The organism is Photobacterium obscurum (assembly GCF_026191635.1).
Taxonomy (GTDB): Bacteria; Pseudomonadota; Gammaproteobacteria; order Enterobacterales; family Vibrionaceae; genus Photobacterium; species Photobacterium obscurum.
Genome location: NZ_JAKRRW010000002.1, coordinates 372814 through 390018, shown reverse-complemented (window position 1 = coordinate 390018; position 17205 = coordinate 372814). Strand labels below are relative to the sequence as shown.

General features: G+C 43.4%; 13 protein-coding genes and 1 pseudogene. 8 read left to right on the top strand and 6 right to left on the bottom strand.

The window, feature by feature from the left end; all coding sequences use genetic code 11:
• Positions 1–12 precede the first annotated feature (12 nt).
• Complete coding sequence (gene dgcA, locus MD588_RS03910) at positions 13–981, top strand: N-acetyl-D-Glu racemase DgcA (protein WP_265695556.1); 969 nt, start codon at positions 13–15, stop codon at positions 979–981.
• A gap of 681 nt (positions 982–1662) precedes the next feature.
• Positions 1663–3141, top strand: coding sequence for a cytochrome-c peroxidase (locus MD588_RS03905; RefSeq protein ID WP_265695555.1), 1479 nt, complete (start codon positions 1663–1665; stop codon positions 3139–3141).
• A 78-nt stretch (positions 3142–3219) separates the two neighbouring features.
• Here MD588_RS03905 and MD588_RS03900 read toward each other — a convergent pair whose 3' ends face one another.
• Positions 3220–4782, bottom strand: a complete 1563-nt coding sequence (locus tag MD588_RS03900) for a BCCT family transporter (protein ID WP_265695554.1) — start codon at positions 4780–4782, stop codon at positions 3220–3222.
• Between the two features lie 445 nt (positions 4783–5227).
• On the opposite strand from MD588_RS03900, the gene MD588_RS03895 reads away from it, so the two are divergent.
• Positions 5228–5959 carry a phosphatase PAP2 family protein gene (locus MD588_RS03895; protein ID WP_265695553.1) on the top strand — a complete coding sequence of 244 codons (732 nt, stop codon included), beginning with the start codon at positions 5228–5230 and terminating at the stop codon, positions 5957–5959.
• A gap of 89 nt (positions 5960–6048) precedes the next feature.
• Here the strand turns inward: MD588_RS03895 and MD588_RS03890 are convergent, their stop codons facing one another.
• Positions 6049–6405 carry a helix-turn-helix domain-containing protein gene (locus tag MD588_RS03890; RefSeq protein WP_265695552.1) on the bottom strand — a complete coding sequence of 119 codons (357 nt, stop codon included), beginning with the start codon at positions 6403–6405 and terminating at the stop codon, positions 6049–6051.
• A 281-nt stretch (positions 6406–6686) separates the two neighbouring features.
• On the opposite strand from MD588_RS03890, the gene MD588_RS03885 reads away from it, so the two are divergent.
• Together MD588_RS03885 and MD588_RS03880 are read left to right on the top strand one after the other, a co-directional pair.
• On the top strand, positions 6687–7061 hold the full coding sequence (locus MD588_RS03885; protein ID WP_265695551.1) for a hypothetical protein: 375 nt from the start codon (positions 6687–6689) through the stop codon (positions 7059–7061).
• Positions 7062–7158: 97 nt separating this feature from the next.
• The gene (locus MD588_RS03880) at positions 7159–7602 is read left to right on the top strand and encodes a DUF411 domain-containing protein (protein ID WP_265695549.1); all 444 of its coding nucleotides are present in this window, start codon (positions 7159–7161) and stop codon (positions 7600–7602) included.
• A gap of 135 nt (positions 7603–7737) precedes the next feature.
• Here MD588_RS03880 and MD588_RS03875 read toward each other — a convergent pair whose 3' ends face one another.
• Both MD588_RS03875 and MD588_RS03870 read right to left on the bottom strand, forming a co-directional pair.
• Positions 7738–8730, bottom strand: coding sequence for a hypothetical protein (locus MD588_RS03875; protein WP_265695548.1), 993 nt, complete (start codon positions 8728–8730; stop codon positions 7738–7740).
• Positions 8731–8839: 109 nt separating this feature from the next.
• Positions 8840–9234, bottom strand: a pseudogene (locus tag MD588_RS03870) (NAD(P)H-dependent oxidoreductase).
• Positions 9235–9800: 566 nt separating this feature from the next.
• Here MD588_RS03870 and MD588_RS03865 point away from each other — a divergent pair.
• Together MD588_RS03865 and MD588_RS03860 are read left to right on the top strand one after the other, a co-directional pair.
• A complete protein-coding gene (locus tag MD588_RS03865; protein ID WP_265695546.1) occupies positions 9801–10496 on the top strand; it encodes a DUF2786 domain-containing protein in 696 nt (231 codons plus the stop codon).
• Positions 10497–10742: 246 nt separating this feature from the next.
• Entirely contained in the window at positions 10743–12047 is a 1305-nt protein-coding gene (locus tag MD588_RS03860) for an inosine/guanosine kinase (RefSeq protein WP_265695543.1), read from the top strand.
• A gap of 107 nt (positions 12048–12154) precedes the next feature.
• On the opposite strand, the gene MD588_RS03855 is transcribed toward MD588_RS03860, so the two are convergent.
• Both MD588_RS03855 and hrpA read right to left on the bottom strand, forming a co-directional pair.
• On the bottom strand, positions 12155–12316 hold the full coding sequence (locus MD588_RS03855) for a hypothetical protein (protein WP_265695542.1): 162 nt from the start codon (positions 12314–12316) through the stop codon (positions 12155–12157).
• A gap of 180 nt (positions 12317–12496) precedes the next feature.
• Entirely contained in the window at positions 12497–16378 is a 3882-nt protein-coding gene (hrpA, locus tag MD588_RS03850; RefSeq protein WP_265695631.1) for an ATP-dependent RNA helicase HrpA, read from the bottom strand.
• A gap of 287 nt (positions 16379–16665) precedes the next feature.
• Here hrpA and MD588_RS03845 point away from each other — a divergent pair, with 287 nt between their 5' ends.
• Complete coding sequence (locus tag MD588_RS03845; RefSeq protein ID WP_265695541.1) at positions 16666–17199, top strand: hypothetical protein; 534 nt, start codon at positions 16666–16668, stop codon at positions 17197–17199.
• Positions 17200–17205: the final 6 nt, after the last annotated feature.

The following is a 17205-nucleotide window of genomic DNA, read 5'->3' as shown; positions in this document are numbered from 1 at the left end:
AAGGGGAAAAGCATGATTCTGTTAGCTAAACACGAGCAATTTCCGTTAGCGCGCCCATTTACCATCTCTCGGGGCACCCGAACCCATCAGGATGTTGTTACCGTAGCCATCGAACATCACGGTATTTCAGCCCAAAGCGAATGTACTCCTTACCCACGGTACGGTGAAAGTATCGAATCTGTTATCAAACAAATTGACTCGCTAAACCAGTTGCCGCCTGATGCCCGCCTAACAAGAGACACACTACCTCAATATCTCCCGGCAGGAGCGGCGCGAAATGCCGTAGACTGTGCATTGTGGCGGTTAGAGCACCAAGACAACTTTCCATTTCAGATATTTGATATCAAACCCGAAATTATCACAGCGATGACAGTCTCTTTAGATTCCCCTGAAGCGATGGCCGAACAATCAAAAATATTATGTCAACAAGGTGCCAGGCTGCTCAAAGTCAAGTTAAACCATGAGCAGGTAATCGAGCGAGTTCGTGCCATACGTAAAAGTGTGCCTGAGGTAGAAATCATTCTGGATGCCAATGAAGCTTGGGGAGGCCTAAATCTAGAACCGTTATTTTCCCAACTATCAGAATTCAACATCAGCATGATCGAGCAACCTGTGCCTAAAGGCGAAGATCACAAGCTAAAGGGGATCCCCCACCCAATTAAGCTGTGTGCCGACGAAAGTTGCCATACCTGTGCAGACCTCAATGACCTTCTTGGTTGCTACGAAATGATAAATATCAAACTCGATAAAACCGGAGGCCTCACCGAAGCATTGACGCTTGAACAAGCCGCGCGAAAATCAGGCTTCAAAGTGATGGTAGGTTGTATGGTGGGGAGTTCTCTGGCTATGGAAGCCGCTTTACCGATTGCAACCCATGCCGAGATTGTGGATCTGGATGGGCCAGTGCTATTGGAAAAAGACAGAGAGAATGGAATTCACTATCGAGATGGAATGATGCACTTCAGCGCCATGCAGTATTAAAAGCCGATAATAATTTGCACTGAGTCCATGCTACCACTCCTCAGTACTTTTACCTCACCTTCCGGTTAACCTTTAATAAATCGCGACTCATCGATAGATTCCCCGCCTGAGTGGCCACAGCTCTTTAATGCACGCCGGAAGGCTCTTTATCATTACATCATGCATGATTTGTTTCGGATCTGCGACATGCCAGTAATAGAACTGGCATCGAAACATATTGCGAATAATTACAATTCCTATATTGAACAATAAGAAGCAGAAATAAATATAAAATTGATATATTGAAAAAACTTTTCAAAGTAAAAAATCAATTAAGACATTTTTTTGATGTCAACTTTGCCTCCCTCGCTATATTATCACATAGATTAATTTTATTTAGACACTGATTATACAGCTTTATAGGCAAGCACTATTGATTTCATGTCATTTGCCTTTCACATAAGTAAGAAAAATAACACAAATAATACAAAATCAATAAAACAAAGTTGTATATCATTTCTTAATAGCCAAACATCAGAGCAATAGTTCGACAATGCCGCATACCTTAGATGATTACAATTTTTGAGAATCATCTCTTCGCCATCACTTCTATTTTATTTATGACTACTACTTACAGTTGGCTAGGGCTTCAAGCATTCAATGGCATCGAGACCTTCTTGCTTAAGCAAAATGAATCATTACATGCAGAGGCGCACAATAATGACTCACTCAAGAATCACAAAAACGGTATTTCAAATCAGTGCTAGGAAAAAAAGCAAAACGGCAATGTTAGTTACTTCAATCGGGTTGCTACTTGGAGTATCACTCCTTCCTGGCAAAGTCAGTGCCGATGAATCTGATCTCACCTATATTGAGGAGTTCGGGAAACGACTATTTTTTGAAAATATTTCAGATCCTAAACGTCAATCTTGCGCCAGTTGTCACCATCCTGGAGCAGGCGGTACTAATGGTGTCTCCGGCGTTAACCTAAAACAAGTAGCCGTTACTGGTGCTAACCCTCACACCGTTGGTGCTCTCAAACCCCCGACAAACAAATACGTCCAGTTCATTACAGAAGACGGAGAAGTACAGGGCCTGCCAAATTTTAATAATACCTGCGGAAGGTTCCCAACTGGTATATGTGGCGGAGCTTTCTGGAACGGACGAGCAAAAGGTGATTCAACTTTAGATATGAACCTGTTTATGGATGACCATTATGCAGAGCTTTACAGCAAATATCGGGGACCAGTGACCGACCAAGCTCATGCCAGTCCGTTCATAAATCCAGTTGAACAAGGTCATAAGAATAAAGTCGCTGTGTGTCAGCAAATTGCAAAAACTAAATGGGGAGCCGAACTGTATGACTATACATGGGGGCTAAAGCTAAGTTGCAACGAGAAAACGATTGATGAGGTTTTTGCACGATTTGCTGTCTCATTAGGTGCATGGCAAATGTCTTATGAAAATAATCCTTATGATTCAAAGCGTGATTTAGCATTGAAAAGTGATAAAGATGGTAAATTTCCACTGGACAGCTTCACCGATGAAGAAAACCTGGGACATGACCTGTTTTATGGCGTAGCCGAAAATAGGGATGATCTCGGCTTTGGTCAGGGTCGATGTGGTTTCTGTCATCGTAGCGGTAACCGTAGCGGTACCAGTGAGCACGAACGCTACACTGATGACAGTTATCATAATATCGGTACGCCTAGGAACTATGAAATTCCCGGAAGCCCAGAAGCCGATGATGGCTTGCATGCGACAACATTAGGAACCGATATGGAAAACCCGTTACATATGGGTAGCCATAAAACACCAACATTGCGTAACACCGACCTTCGCCTTGGTAAGGGGTTTACCAAAGCCTATGGCCATAACGGCTATTTCAAAAGCCTAAAAAGCATTGTCCACTTCTACAATACCGCAATTGCAAAAGATCGATGTGAAGATCTTGGCATTATGGAGGCCACTGAAAAAGAAGCGCTAGCAAACAACTGCTGGCCAACCCCTGAGCACGAAGACACATCAGCTCTAGGGTTTATCGGAGACCTGAAATTAACGGATAAGGATGAAGATGCCATCGTTGCTTATTTAATGACATTGTCTGACACTTCTATTGTCAAACAGCCTAAACCGTACAAGTCACAGAAATATGATGAAAGTCGGTTAAGCAGAGACTAAGTAGTACCAATAAAAAACCCGATAGCCAATATAAATGGCTATCGGGTTATATTCACTAACAAGTTATTTCAACTCGATCTAGATAACCGAGGTCGCCACTTCTTGCTGCTGCCACACTTGGGCTTTTTTCTTCTCGTGGACCTTCATATGCATCACGGCAATCGGACCAGTGATGAGCGTTGCAGCCACCAATAAAGAGACAGGAACAGCAGTAATCACAATAAATGACTGCAGGGCATTCAAACCGCCATCACCGGCTACAAGCAATACTGCAGCCACACAGCCCATCACAATCGCCCAGAATAGGCGTTGTGATTTTGTTGGCTCATTATCACCCGAAACCACCATCGAAATGGAATATGCCATCGAGTCACCTGTTGTCACTACAAATGTTGTCGTCAGAACCAAGAATGCAGGAACAAGCAGTTCACTGAATGGTAATTGTGACAACGAGGCCAGTAGTACAGCAGGCAAACCTGCAGAATTTAGCGGGCCTGAAATACTGCCTGGGGACTGCAATTCGAAGAAGATACCCGTACCACCCAACACCGTGAACCAGAAGTTAGTCACGATAGGAGCACCAATCGCAACCGTTAGGATCAACTCACGGATACTGCGCCCTTCAGAGATGCGTGCAATGAAAATTGCCATCATTGGCGCAAAACCAATAAACCATCCCCAAAAGAACCATGTCCACCATGAATTCCACTCCGGCGCATCTGTATTTAAGCTCATTTCAGGTAACTGGTTCAGGTACATCCCGAAAGCAGAGCCAAAATGTTCAAAGATAAACTGAGTCGGACCAAAGACCAGCATCACAACTAACAGAGCAAAGGCACCAACCACATTCAATCGGCTTAGCCACTGCAGACCTTTGTCCATACCAGTAAAGGCCGAGACAGAATATACAGCCACAACGACAGCCAAAATAGTCAGCTGACTCGATGCAGAGTTCTCAATACCTAGTACAACTTCAAGGCTATAACCTAGTTGCGATGCGAGAAAACCAATAGGGCCGATTGTTCCCGCCGCAACGGCGATGATTGAGCAGGCATCAATTACAGAACCGAACCAATGATTTTCTAAGCGATCGCCCAATAGTGGATACAGTAATGCTCTTGGGCGCAGTTTCACCCCACCCTGATGATGCGCGTACATCAGTACTATTGTTGCCAGTGTGCCAAGTGCCGCCCAGGCAAGGAATCCCCAGTGCAAAAAGCTCTGACTCAACGCTGGTGTAACGGCCTCAACAGAAGAACCGACCACATCAGGAAAACTTGGTGGCGGAGTAATAAAATGATAGATAGGTTCGGCTGCAGACCAGAATACGCCCCCACCGGCAAGTAAGGTACACATGATCATCGCTAACCAGCGAAAAGTACCAATAGTGGGTTTTGCTTGTTGCCCCATACGAATTTTTCCGTAACGGGTTACAGCGATAAGCACTGCCATAGCAAAATTGATAACCATCAACCATTGCCAGAAGTACCCAAATTGTGACGTCGCAGAAGTAAACATTGACTGAATCACACTGGTAACGAGTGACAGGTCGATGAGAGAGGAAAGCAGGAAGAAACTGATAAATCCAATCGTTAGAGTTGGAACCAGTTTATCGCCAACTTTATGTGTATTGCAGTGCATAATATTCTCACGGTTACTGTGAGGGGCAGCACATTATCAGCTTAGCCCTCATATAACCAGAAAAAAATGTCTTTTATTTACCTCAGAAAACTGTGATTTATCGCAAAAAACGTAAAATCAACGAGGAGATATACAGTTATAGCGAAGCATAAAACCGTAGTTCTTAATGACTTATAAGTGCAATCTATTCATTAGAGTTCAAAATATTTTTTGTTCATAAAATCGACACTTTGATAGTGCAAACTTAAGCCCTTTTAAAAAATGAATACCAGGAATGAATTATGCCTCCTACCCCCAATAGACATTGAAGCGCGAGATAATATTTACAATCTCTTACTAACTGGTTACTGCCTAGGCTATATCAAACAAATACTGACATTTCTTTCACTTTCTATGTCCTATCCTCTGGTAACATATCGATTCATTTTTTCCATCGCTGATACAAATGCTAACTACTTCATTTTTCGCTAAAAAAATTCCCGGCTACATTGCATTACTACTGTTTGCCACAATCATGTCAGGCATACTGATGTTCTTCTCTACCGCTGATTTATCCAGCAATGTTACTGACAGCACGGGATTAGTTTTCACTTTATTGACTGAGTCTGCCGGTAGTCCGGGCTTTCTGATCACTGTCGTAGGACTTTCTCTCATCCCTTTCATTGTAAAATTGCCCAAAAAATCAATTTTCCGTTTAGGTATTCAATTCGCTATTTTGCTCGTATTAAGCTTTGTCGCTAAGACAACCTTAAAGCATGTAACCGAAGTACCAAGGCCATACACATATCAGCTGCAAAGCCTTGGCATTGTTCACTCCGCCTCAGATTTTTATCAATTGAGTGACACAGAAAAAGAGGCGGCCGTAGATTCTGCCAGGACAACAGTTAGTGAGTGGCGTTTATCACACTGGCAGGGAGAAACAAACTACTCACTTCCATCTGGACATACCATTTTTGCCGCTGTCTGCGTTGTTTTCTGGGGAGGGTTCTTTCTAGGAAGACGGCAGTTTGTGCCTGCGGCCATCTTGATTATTTGGGCGACAGGCGTCGGAGTAAGCCGGATCTGGTTAGGGATGCACTGGCCAACGGACCTGCTTGCATCAATGGCTTGTGCTGGGCTGCTTTACTGTTTTGTTCCTGAATGGGATATAACAACAGCACATGACAGGAAACATTGATAAGTGCGTTCCGGCTTAAAAGCAAGCAACATACTTAACTAAGTAAAAAGCCCTCGCAAAGAGGGCTTTTTACTATTCACGCTTACCAGTTAATGAATACCGACATTATGTTCATATTCAACAATAATTTGATTGCCACTGTAACGGACGTTCTTGATGTTTCCATCAACAATATAAGTGTTGGTCAAAACAACAGAATTTGGCATTGACCCTCCCACCTGCTTTCTGAGTGATGGTAGGGTCAATACTGGATCTACACCGATGTAACTACAAAACTGGTTAACAAAACTATGCTCTATCGGTATTTGTCCGCGTAAAATGTCGGAAAAAACTAACTGGCTAATACCTAACTTTTTAGCCATTTCTATTTGAGTGATCCGCATCTTAGCTTTATAGCTCATCCATGTATCATGTAAAACCTGACGGTCCTGCTCTGTATATTGCATACCCCAAACCCTAGCGCCATTTTATTATTTGTGAATCAATTAAACCCTAAAACAGCCGGATATATGTCAGAAGAACGTTAGGGTATGTCCCTTAATTAGGTTGCACTGAAACCAATTCTCAACGCTAAGAAAACAAAATCATTTTTCATCAAGATGTTACAACCAACTGTACATATCTTAACCGTAATACATTTTTTTCATCTCAATACTTGTTGCATCGAAACAAACCCAGATATAATCAGCACGTTGTTTAGATTTCTCATTTGGTTGATAGGTAGTGCATGCAACTGCAGCAGAACATTTCAAAATTTGTCATGCTCATTATGCTTTTCACTGTGTTTTCATCACCGGTGAACGCCGCTTCACTTAATGGAACTAACACGCCTTCTACCATGGGATGCCATACCACCGTTGTCATGTCGTGTTGTGATTCTGTCACGCAGCCTGCGCTTTGTGGCCCTGAACAACTCGAAACTCAGACTCACACTACCAATTGCTGTAGTGAAAATGACTGTCACGCCAACAGCGCGCAGTTTGCCATTCTTTCCGAATTCAAGTTTCTTTCCGTTCCTACTGCCGTTCAGATCTTTACTGAACCTGAAGGGGAGCGCCATTTTTATAACGATGTTTTATTGCGTCCACCTGTTTCAGCCTAAGTGAACAAATGACATTCATCTGTCATCGTTCGGCCATTGCTGCCTGAACAACGCTTAACTAAATCAGCTGAAAACAAAGCAGATACAGGACTTCATCATGAAACTAAAATCACTTATCGCACTATCTCTTCTGACAACTAGCTCTTTCGCCATTGCTCAAGTAACCAAAGGGATCAACTACCAATCTCCTTACTGCGGCTGCTGTAAAGAATGGGTGAAACATATGGAAGACAACGGGTTTGAGATGGAAGTCGTTTATGAGCAGGATTTAACACCTAAGAAAATTGAGTTGGGCATTCGACCAGAATATGCATCATGCCATACGGCAGAGATTGAAGGTTATACCTTCGAAGGACATGTTCCTGCATCTGAAATCCAGCGCTTCATCGAATCAAAACCGACTCGTATGATTGGGCTTGCAGTTCCAGGAATGCCTATGGGATCGCCGGGCATGGAATATGATGATAAGAAAGATCCCTATGACGTGTTAGCTTTTGATAAAAATGGCAAAACCATGGTTTGGTCACGACATAACCAGTAATAAGTGCCTTTAACCAACAAGAATGGCCAGAAACTTATGCTGATGGGTATAAGTCTTAGCCGAAAAAGTTAAAGTGTTAACGGGCAGGAAATTGATTTCCTGCCCTTTGTCTGTATCAATATACTTAATTAATCATCACTCAGAAGCCAGCTTGGCAAACAATCCTCGGTTAGGGTCTTCATTTTCTGCCCACAGAGTATCTTGCTCGCGCTTCTCAAGATAAACTTGCATTCCGTTAAAATAAGTAAAAGCCACCAACTCGGAGTCTTTCATAAAATACTCAAAAAATGCTTCTTCTTGTTCAGCCAACTGAGCCAGCGTCACAATCCCCTGCTTTAAACACCATCGAATCGCAATAGGTGAAATCATTGTTCTGTACAGGATCAACTCCTGAATATCCGACAGTTCAGCATCTACCCCCTTCACTTGTGTAATTTCAGGCTGGGATAATGCACGCTCTTCTGCCAATAACGCTTTCAAACTACCAATGCTTGCTTCTCTTTCTGCACTGGAATAACCATATGTCGTCTTAGCAAATCGAATGGCATAACTTAGGCGATCTCGCCCCACCACTTCCACGACATCTTCTAGGTAAGCCTGAGGTATATTGTAAGCTTTGGCGAGTTGCTCAACAGCCTGTGACAAACCAGTATAGGTGATACCGTTAAATTCAATATGGAAGCTGCTGCTAATACCCACCATCGGCAAGCCATCAATAGTCAGGGGCCAACCTGTATAATTAACCCGCTCTTTTGCAATCTCAAACATCTTCCAGGCACTTTCACGAAAACCTTCAAGAGCCTTGCCTTCAAACTCGCAATCCTCAAGTTCTTCTTTTGTCCAATTAGCACCAATCTGGAGATGCTTTTCATACTTACGGTGTAACTTTTCTTTCACTTTGTCACGCAGTAAATCTAAGCCACTCGCTTTGATCGATTTGCAAAAAGAAAAACACTCCTGACAACAAGGGACCATAATCGGCAACTTTTGTTGTTCATAATTAGGTATCGCCATAAATGAGTATGACTCATAGTAAGGTTCACCACAAAACCAACAGGTATGGCGAAACTCAAAGGGAACATCGATAAATTGGCACCCCGTTGGCTGGTCTCTTTTCTTATCTTTCATTTTTCACAAACTTAAACATAAACGGCGTTCACAGTATGAACTATGTAGTAAAAACAATCACCGCTAATTACAACACATCATGCCTCATTCTTGGGAATGATTTTCATGGCTATCTTGCATGTATTGCTGCCAGCCTCTCAACATTTTCAAACCACTTGTTTTTCTGAGAATCTGTTGCACTAATCACTGGCCCAATGTAGGTAGCAGTAACCTTATCAAAACCACAAAACTTAAGAATGGTATGCTTAAGTTGCTTATAAACAGGATTCCCTTGAATCCAGCGATAATAAAACGGTGGTGTATCCATTGCCAAAATCAGTTCAGCACTACGCCCTTTTAATAATTTTTCTGGTATGGATTTATTTCTTGAGTATTTAAACGCAAATCCAGGCAAAAAGGTTCTATCAATAAGGCCTTTAAGTTTTGCCGGCATGCCCCCCACCATACTGGAAAAACAATCACAACATGTTCAGCCCATAGCAGTGATTCTTGAAATTCAAGCAAGTCAGGCTCGAGATCTTGAACAACGTCGTAGCCATGAGTTAAGTCAGACTGAAACTTCAATTCACTTATGGAAATGTAACTATTCTCCTTAATGAGTGAACAAATGTTTACCTCACAGAACAGCAACTATTATTTCAAAACATGTACATATTTTTTCGTATAGTAGCCCCCCACCGACATCAAATACGATAGTATCTACTTACTTTGGCAATTATCATCAATCACTATCTAATTAGATTTATTTATATACACTCCTATTACTTTTAGCTATCGACAAGCCTTCCATTAAATAGACTTCTCGTTTTGCGAAAGAAATCATTATCCAGGACCAAACGCAAAGCAGTAAACAATCGGGTTACTATTATGGACATATAGAAACTCTCTGAAGGGAAGAATTATAGCCAGCAACCCTATTCGACTGCTGGAGTCTAAGCTAATTTGTTGTAATTGAAGTATTTATTACTTCACAACCCAAGTCTTTATGATGCTTTCCTTCGTCGATATAATTGTACTAACACACAATACGCGTTAAAATACGTGCCCCTTTTCTGAATGAGTGTGATTGAATGTCTGAACAGAAGCGAAAGGCGCTGAAGAAAATTGCAAAATGCCTAGAGCTGGGTAACTCTGCGAACGTCAACGAAGCCGCACAAGCGATCAAGATGGCACATCGTCTGATGCTGAAATATGGCCTTGAGCAAGACGATATTGAATTCATTCAGATGGGCAAAACAAAATCTTCTACGCTTCTACCAACAGATATTAGCCCGCAGATCCTCAAAATCATTCGCGGTATCAACCGACGTTTTGGTGTTGAGTGTGTGCTGACCAATTACAAAGGGCTTAAACAAGCTGAATTTATTGGTGTTGCTGAACGTGCCATTTTTGCTGCCTTTGCTTTTGATGTGGTTTACCGTGAGATGAACCAACAAACAGGCCAATTCCGCAATAGTTTTGCTGGCACCGGCACAAGCTCTGCAGAAGTCACCCGACGCGTCAGCTCATTCTTAGCCGGCTGGATCGAAGGAGCGCTAGAGAAGTTACCCGAACTCAATACCGATGATGATCATGACAAACGCATGACTAACTATATCGATAAAGAGTTTGAAAATATTGATCGTGAAACGTTCAAAAAGCAGCTTCAGGAAGCAATGAAAGCACTTACCGATGACTATGAGAAAGGCATGAAGAAGGGTCGTTCTATCTCAGTCAACCGTCCAGTTGCTGGTAGCAGGGCCCATGACCCAAAACTTCTCGGTTAGTGATACCTTTATTACCTGAATAAATCTTTTACAGCTGCAATTAAACGCAGCTGTAATTGTATTTGCTACTAACTAAAGCCCTTCACAACAACAAGTTATGCATCCAATCGGTTATCTCCTCCTTACAGGCGTATAAAAAAGAAGCAAAAGAACTAATTTCGCCATCATCTCGTAATGAAGTGGGATGTAAATCGCATTTTTGTGATAGAATGAAACAAAATTCCCTAAAACCGATAGCCTTCACACATGAAATTCCCTGGTCAGCGTAAATCAAAGCATTACTTCCCAGTTAATGCCCGCGATCCATTAGTTGCTCAAATCCAGCAAGAAAATCCGCTATCTCGAACCCACTTAGTTGGTGTTGGTCAAACCATTGTCGATATTGAAGCGCGTATTGATGATGAGTTCCTTCAACGTCACTCATTGAGTAAAGGGCATTCTTTAGTTCTTGACGAAGATAAGGCTGAACTGCTTTATCAAGAACTGAAAGATCGTAACCTTATTAGCCATGAATACCCTGGTGATACCATTGGTAACACCCTACATAACTATTCTGTTCTGGCTGACGATAAATCGATTCTTCTGGGTGTAATGAGCAAAGACCTAAAGATTGGGTCTTACGCTTACCGCTACTTATGTAACACATCAAGCCGTATGGATCTTGATTACTTACAGCCTGTTGATGGCCCTATCGGTCGTTGCTATACCCTAATCACCGAAGATGGCGAGCGAACATTTGCCATCAACGAAGGTGAGATGAACCAGCTTACTCCAGATAATGTACCTGAGTGTGCCTTTGAAAATGCCTCGGCATTGGTTCTTTCCTCATATCTTGTTCGCGGAAAACCAGGTGCGCCAATGAAAGAGGCGGCACTTAAAGCAATTGAGCATGCTAAAAAACATAATGTACCGGTAGTTCTGACCCTTGGTACCAAGTACGTTATCGAAGATAAGCAGGAGTGGTGGGTCGAGTTTCTAAAAGAGCACGTTACCTGCGTCGCAATGAATGAAGAAGAAGCAGAAGCCCTGACAGGCGAAAAAGATCCACTACTAGCTGCTAACAAAGCACTGGACTGGGTCGATATGGTTCTTTGTACAGCTGGCCCCGTCGGCTTGTATATGGCGGGTTATACCGATGACTCATTAAAACGCGAATCTACCCTGCCACTTCTGCCGGGTCGTATCGCTGACTTTAACCAGTATGAATTTAGCCGTCCGATGACCAAATCTGCCTGTGAGAACCCGATCCGTGTCTACTCTCACATTGCACCTTATCTTGGCGGCCCGGTTGAAATCAAAAACACCAATGGTGCGGGTGATGCGGCTTTATCTGCTCTTCTGCACGACATGTCAGCTAATCGCTACCACAAAGAGAATGTGCCAAACTCAGGCAAGCACATCGGCCAGTTCCTGACATATTCTTCTTTTTCTCAAATCTGTCAGTATTCAAACCGTGTGAGTTATGAAGTATTGACTCAGCATGCTCCTCGCCTATCTCGCGGCTTACCAGAACGCGAAGATTGCCTGGAAGAAGCATACTGGGAGCGTTAAGCTAAAACCTGAACAAAGAAACGGAGTCTATCGACTCCGTTTTTTTATGCGTGCTCATTTTTGCTTACCCTTAAATATAAATCCAAGCTGAATAATTATTTCGACGGCTACACATCAACCTGAGCAAGCTCACCTCTGAAATAATTTTGAATAGGGAACCAGATATCCGATAAGTCGACAACACCGAAAAAACTAAGAATAATGACAAAAACACAACCTAAAAGACAGCAATTAAAAATAACACGCATTAACTCAAGATTACTCTTCATTTAGGTACTCCTTATTTGACACAACTCCTAATAAAACCGTAGCAAAAATATCAAAACCTTAAATTAAAAGATTTAAAACACAATTTTTAACGTAAATTAAATTTATTGAAAGTATTTAATCTTATAATAAATAAAAAACGGAGCCATTAGCTCCGTTTTTTTAGGTTATGTCACGAGTTATCAACATTCATTGATAGCGTTTCTAACTCGCTTGTCTGATACCGGATAAGGCGTACCCAATTGTTGAGCAAAGTAACTAACACGCAACTCTTCGATCATCCAACGAATATCCTTTACCTTTTGCGGTACAGGCTGTCCCTTCGGAATTTTGTTCAATAGTTCTTTGTAATCTGTAACTACAGATTCTATCTTCAGGATATGTACCCGATCCTTATTTGGATCAATCGGTAACTTCTCCATTCGACGCTCAATCGCTTTCATGTAACGCAGAATATCTGGTAAACGCTTCCAGCCACACTCTGTAGCAAACCCCTTGAAGATGAGTCCTTCAATTTGCGCTTTAATATCAGACAGCGCAAAAGCCATGGTCAGATCTACGCGGCCCTTTAATTTCTTACTAATATTAAACGCCGTCGTCAGAATCGCTTCGACTTGCTGAGCAATTTCAACCACCGTATCGCCGAGTTCACCGCGAATATGCTCTTTCAGCGAGTCAAAAGCTTCCGGTTCCCACACCAGGCCGCCCTTCTCTTCGATCAACTTATCTATACCACAAGCTATGCAGTCATCAATAAGATCCATCACGCGACCGTATGGATTGAAGTAAAGCCCTAACTTTGACTTGTTCGGCAAGTTGGCGTGCAAGTATTTAATTGGTGACGGTACATTCAGCAACACCAAGCGGCGCTGACCTTGCTGCATTGCCGTTTGCTGTTCTTCCTCGGTTTCAAACAGTTTGATACCGACTGAATCCTTGTTATCAACAATCGCCGGATAAGCTTTTACTTCAAACCCACCGCGCTTCTGCTGATAACGCTCCGGTAATTTGCCAAAGCTCCAGGTTTTCAGGCCTTCTTGCTCGATATCATCGTCTGCAACTTGCGAAAGTGTTTCCTGTACTTTTTCTTTGAGCCCATCTTTCAAACTATAAAGGTCTTTGCTTTCTTTTAGCTTGCGATTGCGATGGTCAACCACACGATAAGTGATTTTCAGATGCTCTGGAACTTGCTCAGGCTTCCATTCTTCACGCAGTACCGTCACTCCGGAAATACGCTTCAACTCTTTTTCAAGTGAGTCTAACAACGGCATAGCCATAGCTTCAGCTCGCGCTAAGAAAGCATCAGCATAGTTTGGAGCCGGAACAAAATTTCTGCGGATCGGTTTTGGCAACGACTTAATCAACGCCACAACAAGCTCATGCCGAAGCCCTGGGATCTGCCAGTCAAAACCGTCTGGCTCAACCTGGTTTAGGATCGGTAGCGGAACATGCACAGTGACACCATCGTTATCATCACCGGGTTCAAACTGATAACTTAGCTTGAGCTTCAAGTTCCCTTGATGCCAGAAGTTCGGGTAATCCAGATCGGTGACATGGCTAGCATCCCCCCTGAATAGCATTTCACGCTCAAAGTTCAGCAGCTCTTTGTTATCACGAGCAGCCTTCTTCCACCAGCTATCAAAATGGCGACCTGATACGACGGTATGTTCAATGCGTTGATCGTAAAACTCAAACAGAGCATCGTCATCAATCAGAATGTCGCGGCGACGTGATTTATGCTCAAGCTCCTCAACTTCTCGCAACAGCTTACGGTTTTGTTGATAGAACTTATGCTTAGTTTCCCAGTCACCCTCAACCAAAGCTGAGCGAATAAAGATTTCACGAGAAACCTGTGCATCGATCTTGCCGTAGTTCACTTTGCGCTTGGCTACAACTGGGATGCCATACAAAGTCACTTTTTCAAAAGCGAACACAGCGGCCTGCTTCTTCTCCCAATGTGGTTCGCTATAACTACGCTTAATCAAGTGCTCAGCTAACGGTTCAACCCACTCAGGCTGAATTTTGGCTGCAATCCGACCCCAGAGTTTTGAAGTCTCTACCAGCTCGGCAACCATTACCCACTTAGGCTGCTTCTTGAAGATGCCAGAGCCTGGGAAAATGTTGAAACGGGCATTTCGTGCACCCTGATATTCATTTTTTTCCTGATCTTTCAGGCCGATATGCGACAGCATACCTGACAGCAACGCGGTATGAACACCAGCATAACTGGCTTCCTGCTCATTAAGATGCAAATCCAGTTCTTTGACAACCTGACTAACCTGATAATAAATATCCTGCCATTCACGAATACGTAGGTAATTCAGATAATCTTTCTTACACTGTCGACGGAACTGGTTGCCCGAAAGCTCTCTTTGCTTCTCTTGAACATAGCTCCACAAATTAACGAAAGTGATAAAATCAGAATCTTTGTCGTAGAAACGACGATGCTTTTCATCTGATGCCTGCTGCTTTTCCATTGGTCGTTCACGCGGGTCCTGGATCGACAGCGCACAAGCAATCACCATCACTTCACGTAATGCGCCATGTTTAGGCGCTTCCAGCACCATACGAGCCAATCGAGGATCAAGCGGCAAGCGAGCCAGCTGGCGACCAATCGCAGACAGGCGTTTACGTGGATCTTTTGCTTTCGGGTTAATCGCACCAAGCTCTTCCAGCAGGCGGATACCGTCTTGAATATTGCGGTTGTCAGGGGCTTCAACAAATGGGAAAGCCTGAATGTCACCCAGACCGATAGCCGTCATCTGCAAGATAACTGACGCAAGGTTAGTACGCAGAATTTCAGGATCGGTAAACTCCGGACGAGACAGGAAGTCTTCTTCAGAGTAAAGACGAATACAGATACCTTCCTGAACACGTCCACAACGACCTTTACGCTGGTTCGCACTGGCTTGCGAAACAGGCTCAATCGGAAGCCGCTGTACTTTGGTACGGTAACTGTAACGACTGATACGCGCGGTACCCGGATCAATAACGTATTTGATCCCCGGTACGGTCAGTGATGTTTCGGCCACGTTCGTAGACAGTACAATGCGACGCCCACTATGAGATTGGAAAATCCGGTTCTGCTCGCCTGCAGACAGGCGAGCGTAGAGCGGTAACACCTCGGTATCACGCAAATTACGTTTTTCCAGGGCATCAGCGGTATCACGGATCTCACGTTCACCGTTCATGAAGATAAGGATATCCCCTAAACCTTCATCACAAAGCTCATCAACGGCATCAAAAATTGCTTGCAGTTGATCACGATCGCTATCATCCCCGTCTTCAGTAACCGGGCGGTAACGTACCTCTACTGGATATGTACGTCCCGATACTTCAATAATCGGCGCATTTCTAAAATGCTTAGAGAAACGCTCCGGATCGATAGTCGCCGAGGTGATAATCACTTTCAGGTCTGGGCGTTTTGGCAATAGTTCGCGCAAATAACCCAAAATGAAATCGATATTGAGGCTACGTTCGTGAGCCTCATCGATAATAATCGTGTCGTACTGATTTAGATAACGGTCGTTCTGAATTTCGGCCAGCAAGATACCGTCAGTCATCAGCTTAACCTGACTGCGATCCGAGACTTTATCGTTAAATCGAACCTTATAGCCAACATAAGAACCCAGTTCACACTGAAGTTCTTCTGCAATACGGCTAGCAACTGAGCGAGCAGCAAGGCGACGAGGCTGGGTATGGCCAATCATGCCTTTGGTACCCAACCCCAGTTCCATACAGATTTTTGGCAGCTGGGTGGTTTTACCCGAGCCAGTTTCACCCGCAACAATCACAACCTGGTTATTCTTGATAGCCTCGGCAATGTCATCTTTTTTCTGACTGACCGGCAGTTGCTCAGGATAAGTAATAGTTGGTCGTTGTGTTGAGCGCATCTCAACAGTTTGCATTGATTTAGCTATATCCAATGCAATTTCATCAAAAACAGCATGCTTTGCTGTGTCATTCTTGATTCTTGCCGCACCTTGCACTCGTTTGTGCAAACGAAAACGATCGCGGATCATGCAATCTTTAATCGCGGCTTTTAACGTTTTTTCATTGTTCAAAACGTCTGACTGAGAGGTATTCGACTGAGTCAAAGGAAATCCTGATATTTCAGCTTGGTATTAAATAAAAACTGGCGGGATTCTACCACAATTCGGACACGGTGAGGCGGGATAAATCACCGATTGCAGGCAAAACACTTTTACGAGAACAGCACCTAAAAAGGGTAATCAACGATTCAATCGAGAACTAATCTAACGTTAAACAGACTTTACGTATTGCCAGCTCAGCATACCCTCCCGTAGAATCAGCCCCTCTAATCAACAACTATGCTCATGAGTCATTTTCCATGAAAACAACTGTATCAGCTCTATTGCTCGCAGCAGCTGTAGCGGCCCCGGCTTTCGCTGAGCAACCAGCGCAACTTTCAGTCCCTGGTGCTAACTTTCCTGAAGGAAACGTTAAGGGTATTCGCGCTACGCTGCTTCACGGTAAAACTTCTCAAGTTACCGGCCTGAATGTTCCAATTCTTGGCTTATCGGAAACAGAGAACTTTTCTGGCCTAAGTTTCGGTATGTTATTCGGTGCTAGCCGTGTAACGGGAAATTCAACAGGTGTTAAACTTGGCCTGGCTAACTGGAACGATGGCAGTGCCAAAGGTGCTGATCTTGGTTTTGTTAACTACAATGCTGGCCAATTTACTGGCTTGCAGATGGGTGCGTTCAACTATACCGGCCGCCTTAACGGTCTACAATTTGGCTTCATCAATGCGACCGACCGTATTGAAAAAGGCGTTCAAATTGGCCTGATCAACTACGATAAATCAGGTACTTTTATTAGCAAAGATATTCCAGTCTTCCCGTTAATCAACGCTCGTTTCTAGTCACAT